The sequence below is a fragment of the Cytobacillus sp. NJ13 genome (assembly GCA_030348385.1).
Taxonomy (GTDB): Bacteria; Bacillota; Bacilli; order Bacillales; family Cytobacillaceae; genus Cytobacillus.
In genome coordinates this window covers 72572-97126 of the sequence record JAUCFP010000006.1, presented here as the reverse complement: position 1 = coordinate 97126, position 24555 = coordinate 72572, and the positions used below count along the sequence as shown (strand labels likewise).

19 protein-coding genes are annotated in these 24555 nt (G+C 41.2%); 1 reads left to right on the top strand and 18 read right to left on the bottom strand.

Annotated features, from left to right (window positions below):
* Positions 1–131: 131 nt before the first annotated feature.
* The 14 genes from QUF73_00515 to QUF73_00450 all read right to left on the bottom strand — a co-directional run bounded on the left by QUF73_00515 (position 132) and on the right by QUF73_00450 (position 18235).
* Complete coding sequence (locus QUF73_00515) at positions 132–653, bottom strand: RNA polymerase sigma factor (GenBank protein ID MDM5224688.1); 522 nt, start codon at positions 651–653, stop codon at positions 132–134.
* A gap of 33 nt (positions 654–686) precedes the next feature.
* Entirely contained in the window at positions 687–2663 is a 1977-nt protein-coding gene (locus tag QUF73_00510) for a DUF6449 domain-containing protein (protein ID MDM5224687.1), read from the bottom strand.
* On the bottom strand, positions 2617–3513 hold the full coding sequence (locus QUF73_00505) for an ABC transporter ATP-binding protein (protein MDM5224686.1): 897 nt from the start codon (positions 3511–3513) through the stop codon (positions 2617–2619). The genes QUF73_00510 and QUF73_00505 overlap by 47 nt, the downstream gene beginning before the upstream one ends.
* Entirely contained in the window at positions 3497–3895 is a 399-nt protein-coding gene (locus QUF73_00500) for a GntR family transcriptional regulator (GenBank protein MDM5224685.1), read from the bottom strand. The genes QUF73_00505 and QUF73_00500 overlap by 17 nt, the downstream gene beginning before the upstream one ends.
* Positions 3896–4052: 157 nt before the next feature.
* On the bottom strand, positions 4053–5843 hold the full coding sequence (locus QUF73_00495) for an L-lactate permease (GenBank protein ID MDM5224684.1): 1791 nt from the start codon (positions 5841–5843) through the stop codon (positions 4053–4055).
* Between the two features lie 255 nt (positions 5844–6098).
* Positions 6099–6875 carry an IclR family transcriptional regulator gene (locus QUF73_00490; protein ID MDM5224683.1) on the bottom strand — a complete coding sequence of 259 codons (777 nt, stop codon included), beginning with the start codon at positions 6873–6875 and terminating at the stop codon, positions 6099–6101.
* Between the two features lie 44 nt (positions 6876–6919).
* Positions 6920–7699, bottom strand: a complete 780-nt coding sequence (locus QUF73_00485) for a fumarylacetoacetate hydrolase family protein (protein ID MDM5224682.1) — start codon at positions 7697–7699, stop codon at positions 6920–6922.
* 81 nt (positions 7700–7780) lie between these two features.
* A complete protein-coding gene (locus tag QUF73_00480; protein ID MDM5224681.1) occupies positions 7781–9958 on the bottom strand; it encodes a malate synthase G in 2178 nt (725 codons plus the stop codon).
* A gap of 237 nt (positions 9959–10195) precedes the next feature.
* Positions 10196–11656, bottom strand: a complete 1461-nt coding sequence (locus QUF73_00475) for an FAD-linked oxidase C-terminal domain-containing protein (GenBank protein ID MDM5224680.1) — start codon at positions 11654–11656, stop codon at positions 10196–10198.
* Positions 11653–13011 carry a (Fe-S)-binding protein gene (locus QUF73_00470; protein MDM5224679.1) on the bottom strand — a complete coding sequence of 453 codons (1359 nt, stop codon included), beginning with the start codon at positions 13009–13011 and terminating at the stop codon, positions 11653–11655. The genes QUF73_00475 and QUF73_00470 overlap by 4 nt, the downstream gene beginning before the upstream one ends.
* Positions 13012–14334, bottom strand: coding sequence for an FAD-binding oxidoreductase (locus tag QUF73_00465; GenBank protein ID MDM5224678.1), 1323 nt, complete (start codon positions 14332–14334; stop codon positions 13012–13014).
* 60 nt (positions 14335–14394) lie between these two features.
* Positions 14395–15087: a FadR/GntR family transcriptional regulator gene (locus QUF73_00460; GenBank protein ID MDM5224677.1), complete on the bottom strand. Its 693-nt coding sequence runs from the start codon at positions 15085–15087 to the stop codon at positions 14395–14397.
* Positions 15088–16237: 1150 nt separating this feature from the next.
* Entirely contained in the window at positions 16238–17527 is a 1290-nt protein-coding gene (locus tag QUF73_00455) for an NlpC/P60 family protein (GenBank protein ID MDM5224676.1), read from the bottom strand.
* Between the two features lie 348 nt (positions 17528–17875).
* Positions 17876–18235 carry a DUF2294 domain-containing protein gene (locus tag QUF73_00450; GenBank protein MDM5224675.1) on the bottom strand — a complete coding sequence of 120 codons (360 nt, stop codon included), beginning with the start codon at positions 18233–18235 and terminating at the stop codon, positions 17876–17878.
* 182 nt (positions 18236–18417) lie between these two features.
* Here QUF73_00450 and fdhD point away from each other — a divergent pair, with 182 nt between their 5' ends.
* The gene (gene fdhD / locus QUF73_00445; GenBank protein MDM5224674.1) at positions 18418–19215 is read left to right on the top strand and encodes a formate dehydrogenase accessory sulfurtransferase FdhD; all 798 of its coding nucleotides are present in this window, start codon (positions 18418–18420) and stop codon (positions 19213–19215) included.
* A gap of 213 nt (positions 19216–19428) precedes the next feature.
* Here fdhD and QUF73_00440 read toward each other — a convergent pair whose 3' ends face one another.
* The 4 genes from QUF73_00440 to fdhF form a co-directional block, all read right to left on the bottom strand.
* Positions 19429–19749: an 8-amino-7-oxononanoate synthase gene (locus tag QUF73_00440; GenBank protein ID MDM5224673.1), complete on the bottom strand. Its 321-nt coding sequence runs from the start codon at positions 19747–19749 to the stop codon at positions 19429–19431.
* A 12-nt stretch (positions 19750–19761) separates the two neighbouring features.
* Entirely contained in the window at positions 19762–20667 is a 906-nt protein-coding gene (locus tag QUF73_00435; GenBank protein MDM5224672.1) for an HD-GYP domain-containing protein, read from the bottom strand.
* Positions 20668–20892: 225 nt separating this feature from the next.
* Positions 20893–21459, bottom strand: a complete 567-nt coding sequence (locus QUF73_00430; GenBank protein ID MDM5224671.1) for a DUF1641 domain-containing protein — start codon at positions 21457–21459, stop codon at positions 20893–20895.
* Positions 21452–24418, bottom strand: a complete 2967-nt coding sequence (gene fdhF, locus QUF73_00425) for a formate dehydrogenase subunit alpha (GenBank protein ID MDM5224670.1) — start codon at positions 24416–24418, stop codon at positions 21452–21454. Before fdhF ends, QUF73_00430 begins: the two co-directional genes overlap by 8 nt.
* Between the last annotated feature and the right edge of the window lie 137 nt (positions 24419–24555).

Here is a 24555-nt window from a genome sequence, read left to right as displayed (position 1 = left end):
CAGTTTTATCTATGAAGACATTTCCATTAGGAATGCAGATTTTCCTGCCGGCTGGCCGAATTCCCTGCTGACTATTTATCAATTCCTTGTAATTGCATAAAAAAAACAGCTCCTTTTCAGAAGCTGTTCTTCTATGCCAAATACCGATCGCCAAGAATTTCTCTAAGGTGCTGCCTGACCCGATACAATTTTGTTTTGACAGTGTTTGGGTTGAGATGGAGAATGTCCGCTATTTCTCTCTCTTTTAGCCCGTGCTTTGTTTTAAGCAGGAAAACCCTTTTCTGTTCATAGGAGAGGGAATCCACATAAGCGTATATCTGCTCCTCAAGCAAATTGACTTCTGCTTCCTGCCCAGCATCAATATATTTACTTTCCATGCAGTTTTCAAAATCAGCGGAATCCTGTATTCTCTCATTTAACCTTCTTTCTTTTCGGACAAAATCAATCGCAGTTCTGGTTGCAATCGAGGATAACCAGGCCCCCAGCTTTTCCTGATCATCAATGCTGTCCATTTTTTTATATGCTTTGAGCAGCGATTCCTGCACAACATCCTGTGCAAGATAATGATCCCTAGTAATATTATAAGCAATATGATAGAGCCGTTTATTGTAGAGCCTGCAGATCTCTCTCATATCCATTGAAGGTTTAATCACTATAATCCCCCTCTCCTGTAGGTTTCTCCCTTATTATTGAAGCCTTTCCTTTATAAAGACCGGCACTGATTCTTCAGTGAAGCTTTTAATATCAATTGTCCTTTGTTCATCAAAATAGAACGCAATAATATAGTCTCCATCAATATATCCATCTGAATTCTTCAAGCTGCTTTCTATTTGTTCCTTATCCGTTAATTTGACGGCAGATTTGCTATCTCTCATTTCTTCAAAAACTTCTTCATACGAGTACCCAGCTGCAAAATTGATATCGATATCCTTCGCTTTTGCAGCCAAAGCATAAGATATATCATTGCTGTTCACTCTTGCTTCATTCAATAATGACTTTTCTTCCAGCCATTTCTCAAATCTTGAATAAGAAGGATACCAAGGCATATAAGCTTTATTGCTGTCATTATAAAAAATCTCAATATGCGCATATGGCTCGTCACTTCCCTGGAGCTCTTCAAAGGAAGCAGAATCAACTTCTTCAGTTAATATCTCAATAGCCTCTTTTAAATCTTTATCGTCTGTAATGACCGCCCGTTTATTAACAGGCCCAGTTGGAGTAATCGTTAATTTCGTTGTTGCATCTGCTGAAACCTGATAAATTTCATTTGTTGCCTTTTTATATTCATCAGATTCATAAATCAACTTAAGAAATGGCTTGTATTCCTTTTTATTAATCCTATAATCACGGACTAGCTTTTCACCATTTTTCAGTTCATACACGATAAAAACTGAATCGCGGCCCGGAATCTCCTCAAGCCTGTTTTCATCCTTTACAATCGTCTCATGAAATCTTCTGACCAAATCAATATTCTCATATTCTTTCAAATATAAGGGCTCCTCATGATCGATATCACTATAAAGGTAAAAACTCTCGCTAAAATGAACCCGCTCAATTTCATTGGCCCGTGGTATGCTTTTTTCATATTGAGTAAAGTCAAATTGGAATAAAACGAATAAGGCCGCCATTAAAGCTGTGTATGCCAGCAATCCTTTCACATTAATGGTCACACGCCATGATTTTTGCAGAACCATTTCGGCAGCCGCATATCCAATCAATGCACCAAACAGATATCCAGCTATAAGCCAGCTCATGCCGCCGCGCATCTCACCGAAATACCCTCCCCCTAAAAGCATTGTGCAAAAAGTTACACTATATTTAAAAATGGGTTTTGTAATTGGAAAAACCAGGGCATGGGAGACAGCCTCCATCCTTCTCCTTTTATAGATCTGCAAACCAACAAAATACAGTGACAAAATAAGAACAAGATAAACGGCAGCCTCGATGGCTGACGGAATGCGCATATTCATCTGAGTCGCAGCGATCAATGGAGAAAACTTCTCAAATTTGCTTGACATATAATACTGGCCTGGATAGCCAAACACATAGAAAGGCAGATTAATAGAGAACAAAACAATCAAGCCAACAGGCAGCAAAAGGAAAATATACGTTAAGGCACCTTGGACGGCAGATAATCCTGTCATCATTCCGACTGAAACTCCTGCCAGGTAAATTACAGTATTGAATAATAGAGTGATTCCTGCCCAATTGAATATTTCTCCTACTGAGTAAAACTCCTGCAAATCCAATGGCTGGTAAAGAATCAGGACTATGAATGCAATAAGTAATACTGGTAAATTTAATAGCATGATTCCCGTTAAAGCATACTGATGAAAAATGGATTCCCGCCTGATTGGCAGGCTGTGCATTAAATCGCTGTATTGTTTTATCTGCATGAACCTGAATAGGAACACTGACATGGCTACCGGTACAGATATAGTAAAAATATATTGCAGCTGAAAGTTATATTGAAACAGATTGTCAATGTCTAAGTATTTTCGCTGATCTTCTGAAGAACTCATCATAATATCGAGAGGAATCGCAAAGAAAAGACCGAGAAAATATACAATGGAAACCCAGCCGACACTTCTGAGGATCGTTTTTAAAATTTCCCTTTTAACCAAGGATGTTCTGGACTGCATATCCAATGTCCCCCATTTCATAAATGAAGATCTCCTCTAATGTAAGGGGAAGCATATCGAAAATCACTGGCTTAAATTGTTCTATATATGACGATATTTCCTTCGCATCTCCCTTTACAATGCAGATCATAATGCTGCCTCTTTTTTCTTTATGAAGGATTTTCAGCGGATCGAAAATGGCTGGTACAGATCCTTTAAAAGCCACTTGAATCTTATGTGTATCTATTTTAAGATCATCCAGGTCTTTTTCCAGGATCATACGCCCTTTATGCATGATGCCAATAAAATCACATAAATCTTCCACTTCTCGCAGGTTATGAGAGGAAATAAGGATGGTCATTTCTCTTTCGGCAACCTCATCTATAAGCAGGCTCTTCACTTTTTTTCTCATGACGGGGTCTAGCCCATCCATAGGCTCATCCAAAATTAAAACTTCCGGCCTCGCAGACAAAGCAAGGATAAAAGCAGCCTGCCTCTGAATGCCTTTTGAAAATCTATGAATCTTTTTATGTATGTCCATTTCAAATATACCAGCCAGTTTTTCAAAGCGGCCGTCATCCCATCTGCTGTAAATATTTTGATAGAATTGTGCCATTTGCTTAACTGTATATTGAGGCAGAAAATAGGGATGATCCTGAATAAAAAAGATCTTTTCTTTAATTACCGGATTTTCGAAGACTGGCTGGCCTTCAATGGCAACAGACCCCTCATCCTCCGCATAGATGCCTGCCAAAAGCTTCAAGAGCGTTGTTTTACCGGCTCCATTGGAACCAAGCAAGCCGTATATGGACCCTTTATTGACTTCGATGGAAACATTTTCGACAGCATCCATCTCCTCGAATGATTTACGTACATTACGGATTTTGATCATCTTCTATCCCTCCCCCTATAGCTGCTTCTAATTCCTGAATCATCTTAAATAATTCATGTTTTGTGATTCCAAGATATATAGCTTCTGATAAAAGCTTTGAAAGCTCAATTTTCACTTTTTCTATTTTTTCGCTGTTCAGATCGGGAGTCGCTGGACTGACAAAACTGCCCTTCCCCTTTATAGAATAAATATAGCCCTGGGATTCAAGCTCCCTGTATGCCTTTTGAATCGTATTGGGATTGATTGTCAGCTGATGGGCCAGCGTTCGAACGGAAGGCAGCTGTTCATCTGCTGTTAATACCTCTGTGATGATCAGCTCTTTAAGCCGCTCAACCAGCTGTTCATATATAGGCTTTCGGCTCCTTACGTCCAATTCAAACATGCTTAACCTCCCATCTGTATGAAGTGTACTATCATTCGTAGTACAGTTAATACAGTTAGATTATATTACAAGTAATTGGAAAAGAGAAGAGGAAAATTAAAATTTTTATAAAAAGAAAAAACTGGCTCAGCCAAAGGGCTAAACCAGTTATAAATGATTATTTAGCTGACTTCACATTCACCGGAGGCGGAGGCAAAATCATGCTGGAGCGTCTATTGTTTGTAGCAATAATATAAACAGCTGCCACTGCTATTGCAACCGCAATGAAAGATCCAAGGTTGAATATCCCTTTTTGTGAATACCATACAATCGAGTAACCCACTGACCCTGCCAGCAATGCATAATAGAAAAACGGGAATAAAGTCTTTCGAATGACAGCGCCTTCTTTTCCGACAAGACCAACAACAGCTGATGCAGCAACCACATTATGGACACATATCATGTTTCCGGCTGCTCCGCCGACTGCCTGAAGGGCTACAATCCAGGTTGCATCCACACCAATCTGCGAGCCAACATCATATTGGAATAAAGCAAACATCATATTACTGACTGTATTACTTCCTGCTATAAAGGCTCCTATCCCCCCGATGAAAGTTGCAAAGAACGGCCAGAATTCTCCTGCAAGGGCTGCAGCTCCGTTCGCCAGCTCGATCGGCATTTGGTTATAGCCAGCTTCTCCACCGCCAGTATTGATGAAGACCTGTACCATCGGGACTGTAAAAATTAAAGCTGTTGAAGCAGCTACAGTAGTCTTTCCTGAATCTGCCCAGGCTTTTTTGTATGAACTTGTATTCATGCCATGTATGAAATATGTGATAACCGAAACAAGTATAAAGATGGTTCCTGGCAAATATAATGGCTGGAAGCTTGAGGTGATGCCAGAGTCAAAGATATTTTCAAACTTAACAGTCCATGACTGCATCCACCCCATTATTGGAAGCGATTTCAATCTGCTCAATACTAAAAACAGACCGACTAAAACATAGGGAACCCATGCCCTCATCATGCTCATGCTTCCGCTTTTATGGGCGACTGCATTAATTTCCAGCTTTCCAGTCCACTCTGGATCCCATTTTGACTTCTCCTCAAAATCCCAAATTTGGTCCTTTGGCGGCATAAGAAAACCTTTTTTAGCTGCAAACACAACAATTGCCAAACCTGCTAATCCGCCCACCATAGAAGGGAACTCAGGTCCAAGAACATTTGCCACAATCACATAAGGAATTGTCATGGCAAATGCCGAGAATAAAGCAAACTTCCAGACTTTAATTCCTTCAGTGAAGGATTTATTTTTGCCAAAAAATCTTGTCATTAATGCTACTACAAAAAGAGGAATCAATGTTCCGGCAATCATATGAAGAATAGCCACTTGTCCTGCAATCTGAGTTACTAATGCAAGCAAATTATCTGTAAGGCTGGCATTGCCTGATAGACCTGTTTGTACACCCACAAGCATCGGAGTTCCTACCGCACCAAAAGAAACGGGTGTACTTTGGATAACCATCCCCGCAATAACTGCAGCCATGGCCGGGAACCCAAGTCCAACTAAGAGCGGGACTGCTACTGCTGCTGGAGTACCAAATCCGGATGCTCCTTCAATAAATGAGCCAAAGAGCCAAGCAATGATAATAACCTGGATGCGCCGGTCAGGTGATATATCAGTGAATCCCTGTCGGATCGTTTTTATCCCGCCGCTTTCCTGCAATGTGTTAAGAAGCAGAATAGCGCCGAAAATAATATACAGAAGTGTACCAGCGACAACCAGGCCATTAATGCTTGCAGCAGCAACTGTAGCTCCAGACACCTTCCAGACAAATAGAGCAAGGACAACAGCTACAAGGTACGAGATGGGCATTGCCTTACTTGCCGGCCATCTCAGTCCGACAAGGAATACTGCAACTGCAATAATTGGCAATAATGATAATAAAGCTAACATTCCAGTACTCATAAATTACTTTTCCCCCTTTTGTTTTGTAATAGCGAACAATAATTGCATTTTGTTGCGGACTGCGAAACATGTTATATAACTATAATTGTTTTGTTATACAACAATGAATCAAGCTTATTTTTATTATACAAACATTTTTCATAATTTCAATAATATTTGGAAAATTTAATCTATGTATTTACACAAAAATATTTGTATGTAAATACAAAAAAATTAGCCCAATATATCTTTTTATCAAGATATATTGGGCTGATCCTAACTTATTCGGCTGACATGTCCCAGCCGGGCGGAAATCCCTTGTCCTGTTTTGACCATTATAGATTTTAATGCATCAAGACGATCACTTGTCATCCTTATTGTCGGGCCTGATATACTGACTGCAGCAATGACTTTGCCCAGGTGGTCAAAAATAGGAACGGCAACACAAGTAATCCCATATTCGTTTTCTTCCAGATCAAGGGCATATCCATTTTGCCTGACCTGCCCCAATTCTTTCATAAATTCATCTTTATCCGTTATGGTTTTATCTGTATGGACCGGCATCCCTTTTCTTTCAAGGATATCAAAAACAACGCTTGAAGGCAGATGAGCCAGAATGGCTTTTCCGACAGAAGTGCAATGCATCGGAGCGCGTTTTCCGACTTTAGAATGCATCCTTAAGGTCTCATTGCCCTCAAGCTTCTCGATGTACACAACCTCTCCCTGATCATAAACGACCAAATGAATGACTTCATTTGTTTCATTTTCCAGCTCCTGCAGAAAAGGTCTTGCTTCTGCACGCAAATCAATTGATTCAAGCAGTTTTGAACTGATCTCCAGGAATTTATACCCTAATTTATACTTGCCGGTTTCGCTATCCTGTTCTATATACCCGTACTGAACAAGAGTAGAGAGAATACGATAAACAGAGCTTTTATTGATATCAATCTGATTGGCAATTTCAGTTACACCAAGACCGCTTTTTTTCAGGCTGATCAATGTAATAATATCCAGTGCCCTGCTGACGGACTTGACCATGTTTTCTCTTTCCACAACACTCACCTCTGGTGCAAAAACCTTAATCCATTACACATAGATTATACCGTTTTTGCGCTTTCACGTGCTACTGCAAAGGTATTCCGCAGAGTTCCAATCTCTTTAATCTCACATTCGATAACAGCGCCTGACCTAACCATCTCAGCTCCAACAGGACTTCCTGTAAGGATTACGTCACCTGGCATCAGAGTCATGACATTAGTCAGGTAGGAAATCATTTTTCGGATTGGGATAATCATTAATTCTGTGCTGCTGTTCTGCTTCTCTGAGCCGTTTAATTTTGCTTCCACTTTAATCTGACATGGATCCAGGTCTGTTTCGATTACCGGTCCAATCGGTGTAAATGTGTCAAAGGATTTGCCAATTGTCCAATGCCCATCATTATGGAAGAATTGCGGTGCAGTAACATCATTACCTACTGTATAGCCAAAAACATAATCAAGCACATCTGACTCTGCTACATTTTTAGCTTCTCTGCCAATGACCACTGCCAGTTCTGATTCAAATTTCACCTCTTCAATGCCTTCAGGAATGATAATATCCTCATCAGGCCCTATAACAGAAGATACAGGCTTAAAGAAGAATACAGGAATTTCAGGAAGTGTCTCAGGCAAATCTGATTTCGCTGACACATAGTTAGCTCCAATTCCAATTATCTGATTTGGAACCAGCGGAGCAAGCTGCTTAGCTTCATCCTGAGAAAAACTCTGGCCAGTATACTCCCAATCTCCGAAAATATCACCTTTAATTTCTTTAAATATGCCACCCTCAGTTACTCCTGTATGTACTGCCCCTTTAACTTCAAATCTTGTAAATTTCATCTTTTTCCCTCTCCCCTCAATAACTTTAAGTCTGCAGCTCTTTAGAAAAACAGGGCACATGCATGCCCTGTTCTAAAACTATTACTGTTTAACAGCATACTTGGACTTCGCTTCAAGACGGCGGCGGTGCAAAATCGGTTCTGTATAGCCATTTGGCTGATCATAGCCCTCAAAAACGAGGTCACATGCTGCCTGGAATGCAACTGATTGATCGAAATCAGCAGCCATTGGGCGGTATGCGGGATCTCCACTATTTTGTTCATCTACAACCTTCGCCATTTTCTTTAGTGTCTCAAGCACTTGCTCCTTCGTGCAGATTCCATGGTGCAGCCAATTCGCAACATGCTGGCTTGATATTCTTAATGTCGCACGGTCCTCCATTAAACCAATATTATTGATATCAGGAACTTTGGAACAGCCGATGCCCTGCTCAACCCAGCGGACAACATATCCCAGGATACCCTGTGCGTTGTTATCCAGTTCTTCCTGAACTTCCTCTGGATTCCATTGCGGATTTTCAGCAACCGGAATCTGCAGGATTTCATCACGAAGGTCCGAAATTTCTTCCAGCAGCTGGTTTTGCACCTTTTGAACTTCCACCTGATGATAGTGTAAAGCATGAAGGGTGGCAGCAGTTGGAGACGGTACCCAGGCTGTATTGGCTCCAGCGTTCAAATGGCCGATCTTCTGCTCCATCATATCAGCCATCATATCAGGCATAGCCCACATACCTTTTCCAATTTGCGCCCGGCCCTGGAAACCTGTTTCAAGACCTGTATTGACATTGGATTTTTCATAGCCTTTTAGCCAGGCTGTTGCCTTCATGTCATTCTTGCGGATCATTGGGCCAGCTTCCATGGAAGTATGCATCTCATCCCCAGTTCGGTCCAGGAACCCAGTGTTTATGAATACGATGCGCTCCTTTACTTCACGGATGCAGGCTGCAAGATTCAAAGATGTACGGCGCTCTTCATCCATTACACCAATTTTTAGTGTATTCCGCTCAAGTCCGAGCAGATCTTCTGTCCGGTCAAACAACTTGTTTGCAAAAGCAACCTCCTTGGAACCGTGCATCTTTGGCTTAACGATATAAATGGAACCTTCTGATGAGTTTTGGTATGGGCCATTTCCAAGCAATGTATGCTTGCCAATCAGGCTAGTAACTACTGTATCCAGGATTCCTTCCTGCACTTCATTTCCATTAGCATCCAAAATGGCGTTAATGGACATTAAATGTCCGACATTCCTGACAAACATCAATGAGCGGCCAGATAATGAGAATTCCTTTCCATCTGGAGAAGCATAAGAACGGTCGGGATTTAATGTCCGTGTCATTGATTTAGCGCCCTTTGTAAAGGCGGCGGAAAGGTCGCCCTTCATTAAACCAAGCCAGTTGCGGTACACAAGAACCTTGTCTTCTGCGTCAACTGCTGTTACTGAATCTTCACAATCCATAATTGTGGTAATTGCAGCTTCAAGCAAAACATCCTTTACTCCGGCATCATCCGTTTTTCCAATTGGGTGGCTTCTGTCAATTTGAATTTCAAAATAAAGGCCATTATTCTTTAGAAGTACCGCAGAAGGCTGTTCCTGCTCTCCCTGGTATCCGGCAAACTTTGCTTCTTCTTTTAGATTTGCAGTTTCGCCATTGTTAAGTACAACAGCCAGCTTATCGTCTTCCACTTTATATTGAACAGCGTCTTTATGGGAACCCCTTGACAGAGGAACGGTTTGATCAAGGAATTCCCTGGCAAACGCAATAACCTTTTCCCCCCTTACAGGATTATACCCGCCGTCTCTATTTGACCCGTTTTCTTCACTGATTGCATCTGTGCCGTAAAGTGCATCGTATAAGCTTCCCCACCTGGCATTTGCTGCATTGATCGCATAACGCCCGTTATTAACTGGCACAACCAATTGAGGGCCAGCCTTCACAGCTACTTCATCATCCACGTTTTCTGTAGTAATTTTAAAATCTTCGGCCTCTGGCTCAAGATAGCCGATCTCTTCTAAAAATGATTTATAGCTATTAAAATCAAAATCTTGATTTTCCCTGTGCCAATTGTTCAGCTTATGCTGAATTTCATCCCGTTTCGCCAGCAATGCTTTATTTTTAGGCGTCAGATCGTTTATAAGCGCTTCCAAACCTGGCCAAAATTGTTCCTGTTCCACTCCGCTTCCCGGCAGAGCCTCGGAATTGATAAATTCATAAAGCTCACTTGCAACTTGCAGGCTTCCTGTTTTCACATAGTTTCCCATTATTCATTTCCTCCTTTGGTTGCTGCTTTACCATTTAAAATTTAATGCGGTTGCCGATCCTTGTTTCTTATTACGAAACGGCGTTTCTAACTTTCTCTTAAAAAAATAATAGCATGTTTCCAAATGGATTTTCAATAATTTTCACACAACTTTATTCTTCTCTAATTTGATATGGCTTGATTTATGTTTTCAACATTCGTTAAATGCCAGCCTTCTTCTGCTGAAGGCTGACCAATCTTATGAAATTGCCTGTGCCTTCATCTCTTTTTTGATTTCAGCACATCTGCTCGGCGATGGGAACAGCTTTCCAGCATTCAGCAGATTATGAGGATTAAAGACTTCCCGGATTTCTGTCTGGGCAGCAATTTCTTCTTCTGTGAAAACAAATCGCATTTCTTCCCGCTTTTCAATGCCGACTCCATGTTCTCCAGTTATGGTCCCTCCAACATCGGCGCAGACTTTTAGGCACTGGCTTCCAGCTTCAAGTGCTTTCTCTGATTCTCCTGGAATCCGTGCGTCAAAAAGGACAAGAGGATGGAGGTTTCCGTCTCCTGCATGAAAAATATTGGCAATCCTTAATCCCGATTCACTGCTAATCTGGTTGATTCTGCTTAAAACTTCGGGCAGCTTGCTTCGAGGAATGACCCCATCCTGAACCAGATAATCAGGAGAAATCGCTCCCATGGCACCAAAGCCTGTCTTACGGTTCGCCCACCATCTTGCTCTTTCCTCTTCACTTCCGGCAGCACGGACTTCACGGACATTCCTCTTTCTGCACACCTCAAGGATTTGGTCGATCTGTTCCTCAATTCCCGCAGCAATTCCATCCACTTCAATTAAAAGAACTGCTTCTATATCTTTTGGATGGCCAACAGGAAAAGCAGCAGCTTCCACCCCTTCAATAGCAGTCTTATCCATCATTTCAAGAGCTGCTGGTACAATACCCGCAGATATTATATCTGATACTGCCTGGCTTCCATCATCAACCCGATCAAAATAGGCAAGTACAGTCTGCTTTCCTTCAGGATTTTTCAGTACCCTCACAGTTATTTTTGTCACAATGCCAAGGGTCCCTTCAGAACCTGTAATCAGACCCAGCAAATCATATCCGGGAGCATCAGGAATACCGTTTTTGCCAATTTCCACTATTTCGCCATTAGGCATGACCACTTCAAGTCCAAGAATATGGTTTGTAGTAACTCCGTATTTCAGACAATGTGCACCGCCGGCATTTTCTGCAACATTGCCGCCAATAGTACAGCAGTATTGGCTGGATGGATCCGGTGCGTAATAATAGCCTTTATCGGATATTGAATTTGTGAGTTTCAGATTTACAAATCCAGGCTCCACAACGGCTCGGCGGTTTTCCAGATCAACGCTAATAAGCTTTTTCATTCTAACCATACTGATAATTATTTCCCCATTAAGAGGTATGGCTCCTCCGCTCAGCCCTGTTCCAGCTCCCCTGGCCAGGAAGGGGAGATTGTTTTCTGAGCAGTATTTAACAATCTCCGCCACTTCTTGTGTATCCTTTGGAAAAACAACTGCCTTAGGAAGGTGCTTATGGATCGTAAAGCCGTCACAGTCATAAGCAACAAGATCTTCTTTCTGATAAAGAATGGAACGGGTTCCCCCCACAATTTCAGCCAATTTTAAAATGTGTTTATCCTGTGATTTAACTCGATCTCTCGCTCTCACTCTTTTCCCTCCTTCACACGGTCTTCCTTTTGGTAAGCCCAGTCAAGAAGCTGGACAGTATGGACAATTTTCTGATTCCTTCCGTATTTTTGAACTCCCATTGCCATTTGCAGCATACAGCCGGGATTTCCCATTGAGATCATTTCCACATCATCTGGAACATTTTCCATTTTGCTTTCAAGGACTGCATTGGCCATTTCCGGATTGGTAATATTGTATATTCCTGCACTTCCGCAGCACCGGTCTGAATTAGGCATATGCACCATGTCAACACCAGGAATATCAAGGAGAATATCGCGCGGCTGCTGGCGGATCCCCTGTCCATGTGCTAAATGGCATGCATCATGGTAAGTAATTTTGGTGTTCATTTCAGCCTTTGGCTTTTCATAGCCTGTATCATGAAGAAATTTTGAAATATCCTCAACCTTTTCAGAGAACTCTTCCGCTTTTGCATGCATTTCCGGGTCTTCTTTAAACAATTCTGCGTATTCCTTCATCATGCACCCGCATCCGGCTGCATTAACAATCACTTTATCAAAGTCTTTGAATGCTTCCATATTCTGCTTCGCCAGCTTCCTGCCCATATCACGGTCACCCGCGTGAACATGCAGTGCTCCGCAGCACGTTTGGCTTTGGGGTATGACAACATCATTTCCATTTCGAGTCAGTACATTTATGGTGGATTCATTAATATCACTGAACATGACATCCATTACACAGCCGGTCAGCATCGCAACTTCCTGCTTTGTCTCCCCTTTTGCTTTGATTACTTTTACGTCTTTATATTTCTTTTTTACAGGCTCTTTCACTTCAGGCATGATAGATTCCATATCGACAAGGTGCTGCGGCATAATATTAATTAATTTGGTTTTCCGGATTGCTTTTTGCATTCCGCTTTTTTGGTAGAATTTCAGAAGGCCGCCCAGCGTATTTAAGCGATTCTGGTGAGGGAAAAGGTCATGAAGAAAAAACTTGCTGATGGCTCCTTTTACACCAGTCAATGGCATCGCCTGCCGAATCTGGCCACGAGCTTCCTCAATCAAACCTCCAACATCTACATCAGCTGGGCATGCAGTTGTACATGCGCGGCAATCCAGACATTGAAACACTGGATCCATGAATTGCTCATTTACTTGAAGCTTACCTTCAGCCACAGATTTTATTAAATGTACACGCCCCCTTGGGGAATGCTGTTCCTGACCTGTCTGTTCATATGTCGGGCATGATTCCAGACACATGCCGCAATGGACACAGTCAGCCCATTTCTTTTCATCTGGCGGATCGCTCCATAAATAGTTTCCCAATCCCGAGGTACATGGCGGCTCTTGCTTTAAATCGAGTTCCCGGACACTCATTTAAATCCCTCCTATGAATCTGTTTGGGCTTAATGTTATATTTGGGTCAACCTTTGTTTTAATCCCATGGAGCAAAAAGAAATAAGAAGGTTTACTTCCCCAAACATCCACTTTTTTCCGAAGCTCAAATGGCAGGTGTTTTGCAATCGCATATCCTCCTGCTCTTTCAGCGGTCTGCCTTACATGTACAGCGGCATTGGCGACATCTGACTCTGCTCCTCTAATGGTCACTTGACTCAACCCATGCCCAAGACCTCCATGTGATTCGATTATTACATTGAATTTATCCTGGAGCAGTTCTGTTTCCTTTAATACTCTCACCGCGTCGAGATTAACAGTACCAATTTTAAGGGAGGCTTCTGTTTGAATTGGCATTTCCTCGCCTGCCCCACTAGGAATGTGCCTGTAAAAGCGGTCCCAAAACAAATCCACTTTTTCCTTAGAGCTTATACTCAATTTCGCATCCTTCGGCAGCATATTTCCCACAAAAATCTCCTGATAACGTACAGAGCTTTCAACATCTTCAAAACCCATAGCTATAGTGTAGGATTTTATTCCGGCAAGTCTATCTGAAAGTGCCGGATTCAGCAGCTCAAGCGAAACTGGTTCAATCATAGAATCCAGTACCTTCACTGCAAACGCCTTTACTTCCTCCAGATTTCCAGCTGGAAACGAAACGAGAACCAGGCTCTCACATTTAGGGATTGGGCAAAGCTTTAAGGTAATTTCAGAAATCACACCAAGTGTGCCCATCGATCCTATAAATAGTTTATTCATATCATAGCCGGCAACATTTTTTACGACTCTGCCACCGGAGCGTATTACCTTTCCATCCGGATAAACAGTCCTTAAACCAATGACTGCATCACGGGCTGAACCGTAGCCCAACCTTTTGGGTCCGCTTTCATTTGCAGCAATGATTCCGCCTATTGTGGCGTCTTCTGGCCAAAAAGGATCGAGTGATATTTTTTGATTATGCTGTGCCAAATAATCCTGAAGGTCTTTAAAGCGAGTTCCGGCTCTTACTGTTAATGTCATATCACCAGGTGTGTGTTCCACAATCCCTGTATATTTTTCAAGCGATAGGAGAAAATCAGCTTTTTCAATTAAACCTCCGAATCCCCGTTTTGTGCCACCACCCATGATGTTGATGGTTAGACCATTCAAATCAGCATGCTTAAGTGCAGCTGCAATCTCATCTTCGGTTTCCGGTAATATAATCATTTCTCCTGAGTTGCCATATAGGCTTGAAACTTCATTTTTACTTATCTGGTCTTCTCTAAAATAAGTTTTTAAAGCACTTATCGATTCTGCGGCAATCAACATATCCACCTCATTTGTTTCTTAATAACAAACAATGTTTCTAAAAAATTTCAAAAAACTTTAACGTTCCTGCAGGATACTCATTTGCAAAAGTTTCTCAACCAGCTCTAGATGTTCAATCATATTTTTATGTGCCTGATCCGGCTGCTTATTTTTAATAGACAAATAGATACCCAGGTGCTGCTCTTCAATCTTTTTGGCAATATCATTTCGTGTTTGAAGATAATGATGGAAATCGATCATGGATTTTTTCAATGTTTCAGAAATAAATTGCACAAATTGGATAAGTATATCATTGCCTGCAGCATGGGCAATCGCCATATGAAACTGATAATCCTCCTCCCATCCATGGATGGCTGCATCGGAAATCAGCTTATTCATCTTCGCCAAATCCGCTTCCGACCGATTCGCGGCAGCCATTTCAGCGAGACCTGTTTCAACCATTTTTCTTGCCTGGAATAATTCCTGGATGTCTTTAATGCCTGGATGCAAATGGGGACTTTTAAAAAGCTTTGATGAATCAAACCGGGATATATAAGTGCCTTCTCCCTGTTTCACATGCACAATTCCTTTGCCCTGCAAGGAGGTTAGAGCATCCCTGACAGCGGATCGGCCGACACCAAACAGTTCGCATAACTCTCTCACTGATGGCAGCTTTTCTCCTGGTTTAAAGGATCCTTTGGCAATCATATCTTCAATTTGCTCTGCAGCAATTTCAGAAATTTTTCGCGTTGAAATCTTTTTTACATTCATTCTCTTGCCTCCTTCCTTGCAGACATCACATATCTGATATGTTATATGTTATTACCTATTAAATCACGGCAAATAGTAATAATCAATAAAATATTTTGAATTTATTAAAAATTCTTATTAGAGTTTAAATCTATGGTTCATTCGGACAGATATAGAGGATATCCGGGAGGTTGAGTCCGAATACATTGCTCATTCGGACATGTGTAGAGGATATCCATGAAATTGAGTCCGAATACATTGCTCATTCGGACAGGTGTAGAGGAAATCCGGAAGGTTGAGTCCGAATTCATTGCTCATTCGGACAGGTGTAGAGGAAATACGTGAAATCGAGTCCGAATTCATTGCTCATTCGGACAGATATAGAGGATATCCGGAAGGTTGAGTCCGAATTCATTGCTCATTCGGACAGATATAGAGGATATCCGGGAGGTTGAGTCCGAATTCATTGCTCATTCGGACAGATATAGAGGATATCCGGGAGGTTGAGTCCGAATTCATTGCTCATTCGGACAGGTATAGAGGATATCCGGAAGGTTGAGTCCGAATTCATTGCTCATTCGGACAGGTGTAGAGGAAATCCGTGAAATCGAGTCCGAATTCATTGCTCATTCGGACAGATATAGAGGATATCCGGGAGGTTGAGTCCGAATTCATTGCTCATTCGGACAGGTGTAGAGGAAATCCGGAAGGTTAAGTCCGAATTCATTGCTCATTCGGACAGGTGTAGAGGAAATCCGTGAAATCGAGTCCGAATTCATTGCTCATTCGGACAGATATAGAGGATATCCGGGAGGTTGAGTCCGAATACATTGCTCATTCGGACAGGTGTAGAGGATATCCATGAAATTGAGTCCGAATACGATGCTCATTCGGACATGTGTAGAGGAAATCCGTGAAATTGAGTCCGAATACATTGCTCATTCGGACAGGTGCAGAAGATATCCGAGAAAACAAGTCCGAACCTGAAGTACATTCGGGCACAATATCATAAAATCTAATAAAGAAGTTAATACAATCTCCCTCTTCGCTGAAAGCAAGAACCTGAAGGTGAAAATCGACTCTCTCATTTACAAGCTAAAACAACAATCTATGTGAAAACAGCAAAAAAACCTGACTTCCACGTTTTCACATGAAAGTCAGGTCAATTTTTCTATTCTATAACGCGTACAACCCGGCCATTAAACTTCGTTTTCCAATAGCCGCTGGACATGTTCGCAATCGCAACACCCGTTGAGCTTTGTGATCCGATGAATTTACCGCCGCCGAGGTAAATGCCTACATGGCCGTCCCTTTTATAAGTATCAAAGAAAACAAGATCTCCAGCTCTCATCTCGCTTGCTGAAACCTGGCGCCCAGCAAATTTAAGAGAATCTGTGCTGGCCCCTACACTAATTCCAGCCTGGGAGAAAGCCCAGTGTACAAAGCCTGAGCAATCGAATCTTCCATTGGCGATATCATAAGCATTTCTGCCGCCGCCAAACACATAAACAGAATTACCGATATATTTATTACCTGCAGTTGTTACAATGCTGATTGCACTGCCGCCATTTACAGTTGGCTTTGGAGCAGAGCTTGCTGATCCTTTTGCTTTTTGGGCAGCAGGAGTTTGCTTATTGGCAGAAGCTGAACCTTCTGAAGCTGAAGCCGAAGCTGCTGACTGTGCTGCTGGTGCTGTTTGCGCCGAAATGCTTTGTTCGATTTGAGCAATCATAGAAGCATATTTAACATCTTCACTTTGCAGCTTTGCCTTCTTATCAGCAATAGAATTTTCTTTTTCTTTTAACTGCTGAATTAATGAGCTATTTTGCTGTTTTTGCTCCTCCATGATGGACTGCATGCCTTTTAATTCGGTCATCATGCTGGTCAAACCCGCTAACTCTTCTTCCACAGCAGCCTTCTTTTCTTCAAATGCTTTTTTATCCTGTTCCTGTTCTTCCAGTAATTGTTTGTCTGCCTGAACAAATGTGGTTACTGCTCCGACACGGTCAACAAAGTCACTGAAACTGGAAGCACCAAGAAGAACATCTAAATATGCCACTGATCCGCCGCTTTCCTGAAAAGATTGTGCACGCTGTTTTAGGATAGCGCTTCTCTTTTCAATTCTTTCCTCAATGATAGCCATTTCTGCCTTCAATTGATCTACTTCGGATTTAGTGCTGGCAATTTTAGTTTGAGTTTCTGCTATTAATTTATTATTATCTTCAATCGCTTTTTCAACTTTACTAATTTTAGTATTTAACTCAGCGATTTCTTTTAGTACACTTACCAATTCCTTATCCGCTTCAGCCAGTGTGGCCTGCAAGCTGGAACGCTGCTGCTGAATTTGGCTTTTTTGATTTTCGAGCTTATTGATTGATTCAGCATTTACACCTGGGATTGAAAAAGCACTTCCAAGCCCAAGGATAATAGTTGTATTTAAAACGAGGAGCCTTTTTCTCAAAGTGATTACCCTGCTTTCTAATATGTACTTGGTCATTTAATCGGCCGTAAAATATAAAACTATTTATCTATGTATATTTTTTTAAGCGATTACAATAAAAATCTCTAGTAAATTTGTCTTTCCATGGAGGATTATACCATCCTTATTTGACAGACTTGTTATAGAAATATTACAAAAATATTTCAAACGTGACATTAAACCCCTTTTTTCGCCATCTTTATATGACATAATTCCCTATTTTACTGAGAGAAGATATCCAACGACAGTTGTGTGCTGTATTCCAGAAAAATAAAAAAAGACCGGAATCCGGATTATATTTTCCAGATTTCAGTCTTTAATGAATAATTTTTAATCCATAAACTTGCTTTGGATATCCTGATCGAACACAAATACCGACATTCCAAAATCCCGTTCGATATCAATATCCACAAACAGGTCTATTAGTCTTGCCTGCAAAAATTCTTCCATTTCTGCCGGACGGTTTTTTTTATACATTTCCTTGACCATTTCTGTTCTGGCAGCGCGAAGCATTTGTTTCCCCTCGTCTGCACTTGCTATGAATTTTTCCACAGGAGATAAATTACCTTCCATTTCACATATAGCCCAATGTTTGCAGAAAGTTGTCCTAACTTTACTAGGTCCTTTGCCCATATGTTTTTTTCGGAAAGAGCGCACTAAATTACTGAATTCTGCTTCATACTTGTTCATATTTCAACCCTCATTAACCTATTTTCATGTATAATCCCAATTATACATGTCCAATACAGGTTTCACTTTAATAAGTTAATCAATTAATACAATTATTGTCAAACTAAACAATCTAAATTTCTTGTTTAACTGAAATTATATGCTACTATTTTGTTAGTCGAAAGGTTCTAGGAGGAAGAATTATGGATATTCTAAGCAGCAGAAAAATTGTCAGATTTCAGAATGGAGTTCTGCAGGAAGCAGAAGATTCAATTGTTTCCGAACACCCTCTCACAATTCATCTAAATGGAGAAGAGTTCGCAACAATGGTCTGTAGCCCAGAGAATATTCAGGAATTAACAATCGGCTTTTTGGCTTCTGAAGGCTTTATCAGGAGAATTGAAGAAATCAAGGCTATTCAAATAGATGAAAGCAAAGGATTTGCATATGTGGAGTTACATACCCAAACTTCTACAGCAAGCCATGAGTTCCACTCCAAACGGTTTATTGGTTCATGCTGCGGGAAGAGCAGGCAATTTTATTTTCACAATGATGCCAGGACAGCCAGAACTTCTACATCTAAGCTGACCTTGTCTCCCAGCCAGTGCATCTCATTTATGAAACAGCTGCAGGATGGCAGTCTGACTTTCCAAGAAACCGGTGGAGTACATAATGCCGCCTTATTTTCTGCAGAAGAAATGATTGTCAGCAGAACAGATATTGGCCGGCATAATGCTCTAGATAAAATCCTTGGGTATTGCATTGAAAACAGGATTCCTGTAAGGGATAAAGTCATTGCATTCAGCGGCAGAATCTCTTCTGAAGTTCTGCTTAAAGCCTCAAAAATAGGAGTAGGCATCATCCTATCAAAATCAGCTCCGACTGATTTGGCCATAAAACTGGCAGAAGATCTTAATATCACCGCCGTTGGCTTTATACGCGGTCAGTCTTTTAATGTTTATTCTCATCCGGAAAGGATCGTTTCAGGGGCGGAAGATTAATAAAAAGAGGGTGCCCAATTGCAAAAGCATATGGGGCATCCTCTTTCTCTTCTTCAAAAAGTCTTTATTCTTAAGCTCATTTTTTTGCATATAGGTGAATATCTTGATTTTGCAGATTACTAAACGAAACTAAAAGGCTAGTTATAAATAGATATGTTTTAGAAATACCATAAAAAAAAGCAAGTCAAAGCTTTTGCTTTGACTTGCTACCTATTAAAACATAGGATGTGGAGGATCTATTCCCAGAACCGTTTCACCATCTACGGTTAACCAGATGTAATAATGGTCAATTTCCGTTTTCAGGACTTTCTCTATCTTTGCAATCAAACTTTCCTGCAATTCGAATGACAATCTTGCTGTTTCTTCTCCTAATTCATAATCTTGCAGTCCCATTAAATCAGCTATATATCTAGCTTGTTCATACGATACTTCTACATATTTATCATATTCAGGTAAATATGCAGCCTCTGATGTATTTGCGTTGAATACAAGCAATAACATCAAGCTTACTAGAATAAATGCTGCTTTCTTCATTTTTGTTCCCCCTTAAATTTCTACTAATTTGTCTTTTATTTTAAAAAATGTATCAACGATATCTGGATTGTACATGGTGCCCCGATTTTTTCTAAGTTCATCTATTGCTTCGAGTACGCTTCTGCCTTTCTGGTATACCCGATCAGTAGTCATTGCATCAAATGAGTCTACAACAGAAATAATTGCTGCCTCTATTGCAATTTCATCCCCTTTGAGTCCTTTGGGATATCCAGTGCCATCATATCTTTCATGATGCTGCTCTACCACTTCGCCTGCTTCTATTAAACTCGGCAAACCTGTCTCTTGCAATATTTCTCGTCCAAATGTAGAATGCTGTTTCATTAAATCCCACTCATCAGAGGTTAATTTACCTGGTTTTTGAAGAATCCCAACTGGCACCTTCACTTTTCCTATATCATGTAAAAATGCAGCAAGATTAAGTTTTAAAATTTGCCGGGAATTTAAATCAAGTGCGTCTGCCATTAGCATTGACATTTTTGTAATTCTATCGCAATGGTCGCTTGTATATCCATCTTTCTCTTCGATTGATATTACCAAATCTCTTAATTCATTAGTCACTCTGCTATAGTAATGAAAAACTGGATTAGATGTTACATATAAAAATTCAGATTGACCTATTGATTGAAAAATATGATGTTCAGTTACTGGGCATCTTTGAAACGAATCACCAGCTCTGAGCGTTTTTTCCCCATTAGAATCTTTTAAGAGCAGTTTACCGGAAAGCAAATGAAGATATTCTAGCGTTTCACCGCCTTCTAATGGTTCCAGACCCCACCTAGCATCAGGTTCAAGCTTATGATAAATAACCTCTGTCCCATCCCCCGAAGCAATCAGGGAGATTTGCAAACCTTTCATGTGGACTGTTTCAATGAAACTATCTTCATTTATAATGCCCACTTTATTACCCTCTTTCTTATACTTCGCAAATGATGTATGTATTGGGTGGCAAATTAATAAACTTTCCTATATTGCCATTCTAGTACATGATTTTCCATTTTTCCACAAAAATTTTGCTATTAAATTGATATTAAAGAGAATATTGACAATATTTAAGGCTATTTGCCTGATTTTATCGTTTCCAATAAAAAACCAGTGACCTTAAATGGGGTCACTGGCTTGTTGTCATTCTCTTTTGTTAGGAGGGACATCTCTTTCGTTTTTCTCCATTTTGTGCATTTTCTGATCTTCTGGAAGCTGGGTGTTCCTTTCCATGGCGCTTGTATCTTCTCCCATTCCTTTAAGGAAAGTAATCAGAAGTGTAATCGCCCGATTGACTTCTGGATCTTTTAATGCCTTTACCAGATCAAAGTAGCTTGTTTTTTCATCCGTTTCTTTATATTCCGCCACCCTGGCAACACCGGAATTTAATTTTAACAGCAAGGGTTCAAGCTGCTGTACATTTAAGGTGCCAAGAGTTCCAACCATGAGAAGCAGGTTTTTGATTGTATTGGTAGCTTCCGGTTTATCTACTGCTTTAACAAGGACATTCAATACTTTATCTCCCTGTCCAAATAAGGCATTTAATAACGAGAGTATTCCCCGATCATGCATATGGCCTACTGCTGTCAGAAGCTCAAGAATGGAATCCTTATTTTCTATCAGGGCATTCTCCACTTCCTCCAGGTCCTTTTTGCGTTTATCCTCTGGGCTTAATTCAAAACGCTTGATGTTATTAATCGCTTTAGCCATGCTGCTTCCGCTCCTTTTTCACCATTTCTCCCGGGAAAATATAATCTTTTCTTGCCCATTTCTTTTGCACGTTTACACCAATCTGCGGCTGCGGATTGCCATAGCGGTGATTAATTCTAGGAAGCGGATTGCTTCCTTCTTCACTCAGGATTTCAAGCTTTACCTTCGTTTCCTTATATGCCGGTGTATCGGTATCCTTGTCGGCATAGCTGCTTGTTAATAAATTTATGGCGGCTTCGCCTCTATCATTCATAGGAAGGTAAACTTCCTTTTCTTTAACCCTATCCGTTATATGGCATTTAACTTTAACATTGCCGTACGGTGAAGTCAGGCGGACAAGCGTACCGTCCTTCAATCCTCGTTCTTCGGCTAGTTCAGGTGATACCTCCAGGAAAACTTCCGGTGTTTTCAAGCTGATTCCTTTTGACTTATAGGTCATATTACCTTCATGGAAGTGCTCCAGAAGACGCCCATTATTGACATGAATATCATATTCCATTGGGTATTCAAGAGCAGGAGTCCAATCTACTGGATAAAGTCGTGCCTTGCCATCTGGGAAAGGAAAGCCTTCCGTATAGAGGAGAGGACTGTCCGTTCCATCTTCAGCCACCGGCCATTGCAGACTATTGTATCCTTCCAATCTATCATAAGTAACTCCTGCGTATAATGGCATAAGTCCAGCTGCTTCGTCCATTACTTCGCTTGGGTGCGTATATGTCCAGCCCGCTCCCAGCCGATTGGCAACTTCAATGATAATCTGCCAATCCGGCTTCGAATCCCCAAGCGGCTCGAACGCCTGGTAAAGACGCTGAATTCTCCTCTCTGTGTTCGTAAATGTTCCTTCCTTTTCCAAACTTGGACTTGCTGGAAGCACCACATCCGCAAACTCAGCTGTACGGGAAAGGAAAATGTCCTGCACCACAAAGAAATCAAGCTTCTCAAAAGCTGCCTGCACATAATTGATATTTGAATCCACAAGCCCCATATCTTCACCCTTCAGATACATCGCTTTCAGCTGGCCTTCATGAATCCCTTCTACCATTTCGTGATTATTCAGTCCGGCCTTTTCCGGAAGCTTTACTCTCCATGCATTTTCAAACTTTTTTCTCACATCAGGGTTTGAAACCTTCTGATACCCAGGCAAATTATCGGGGCTGCTTCCAAAGTCACCTGCCCCCTGCACATTGTTATGGCCCCTTAAAGGATACGCACCTGCACCGGGCTTGGCGTAATTGCCTGTTACAAGAAGCAGATTTGAAATGGCTGTACTTGTATCACTGCCTCCAAGATGCTGTGTGACACCCATTGCCCATAACGCAGAAACACTATTGGCTTCATGAATCATTTCTGCCATTTGGATTAAATTATCTTTGGATATCCCGGTCGTTTCTTCTGCAAATTCCAGGGTATATTTCTCCAGGTTTGATACAAATTCTTCAAGGCCATTTACTTTTTCCTGCAGAAACTTCTCGTCCGCCCATCCCTGGTCGATAATGTATTTGGTAATGGCAGAAAGCCAGACCATATCCGTACCCGCACGAGGGCGCACAAACAGATCAGACCGCTCTGCCATTTCATGTTCCCTTAAGTCAGCTACAATTACTTTTTGGCCATTAAGTTTCTGGGATCGTTTCACCCTGGTAGAAAGAACCGGATGGGATTCAGACGTATTGGAACCAATAATGAGCACTAATTCAGAGTTTTTAATATCTTCGATTGAACCAGCATCCCCTCCATATCCCACAGTTCGGAATAACCCTACAGTTGCAGGGGTCTGGCAATATCTTGAACAGTTATCGATATTGTTTGTCCCTATGACTGCCCTGCCAAGTTTCTGCATTAAATACGATTCCTCATTGGTGCATTTAGATGATGTAATAAAGCTCAATGCATCTGGGCCATGCTGTTCTTTAATTTCCGAGAATTTTCGTGTAATCAGGTCCAATGCTTCGTCCCATTCTGCTTCACGGAATGAATCGCCTTCCCTGATTAGCGGCTTCGTTAATCGTTCCTCACTATTCACGTAATCCCAGCCAAATTTCCCTTTTACACATGTAGAAATTCCGTTGGCAGGTGCTTCTGCCTGAGGCTCCACCTTCAGTATTTCTCGGCCCTTTGTCCATACATCAAAGCTGCAGCCGACACCGCAATATGTACAGACTGTTTTGGTCTTTTTAATTTTCTCTTCTCGCATAGCTGCTTCCATATCAGATATAGCCAGGATAGATCCATATCCTGTTTCAACATTTTTAGTGATTTCAATCATTGGTCGAAGGGTGTTTTTGGCAATGCCAGTCAGAAATCCGGCTTCCCCCTCCATTCCCTTTTCCATCATGGCATTACATGGACAAACCGTAGAGCAGTGTCCACAGGATACGCAGGAGGACTCGTTAATGGGCACATCGTTATCCCATATAACCCTTGGTCTCTCCCTCTCCCAATCAATGGTAAGGGTTTCAGTAACCTGGACGTCCTGACAGGCTTCCACACATCTTCCGCAAAGAATGCACTGATCCGGATCGTATCTGTAAAATGGATGAGATTCATCCTTTTCATAAGGCTTTTGATCAAACGGGATGCTTTGGTGATTGATTTTCATCGCCTTAACCGTATTATGTATTTCACATCCCCCGTTGTTATAATCACAAACCGTACAATACAATTCATGATTAAAGAGAATCTTATCCATGGCAATGGTCTGCGCCTGTTTGACATCAGGATCCACAGTATCGATTACGTCTCCATCTTTAATTTTTGTGGAGCACGAACGCACGAGTTTTCCATTAACAGAAACAATGCAGGTATCACAAGTTTCTATTGCTCCCAGGCTCGGATGGAAGCAAACCTGAGGAATTTCAATCGAACTATCGTTTAATAATTGCAAAACGGTTTGATCCTTCTTTGCCTTCATTTCTATGCCATTTATCTTTATATTGAGAGATGCTGGCAAATCAATCATCCTTTCAATGAATCGGTCTCTTAGGTTTTCACTACCCTTGCAAGAAAAAGTTAAACGTTTAGTTAATGATATTGGCAGATAACTCCAGGCATTCTAATAAAAAAATAATATCGGACAAAAAAAAAGCGGCTGCATCT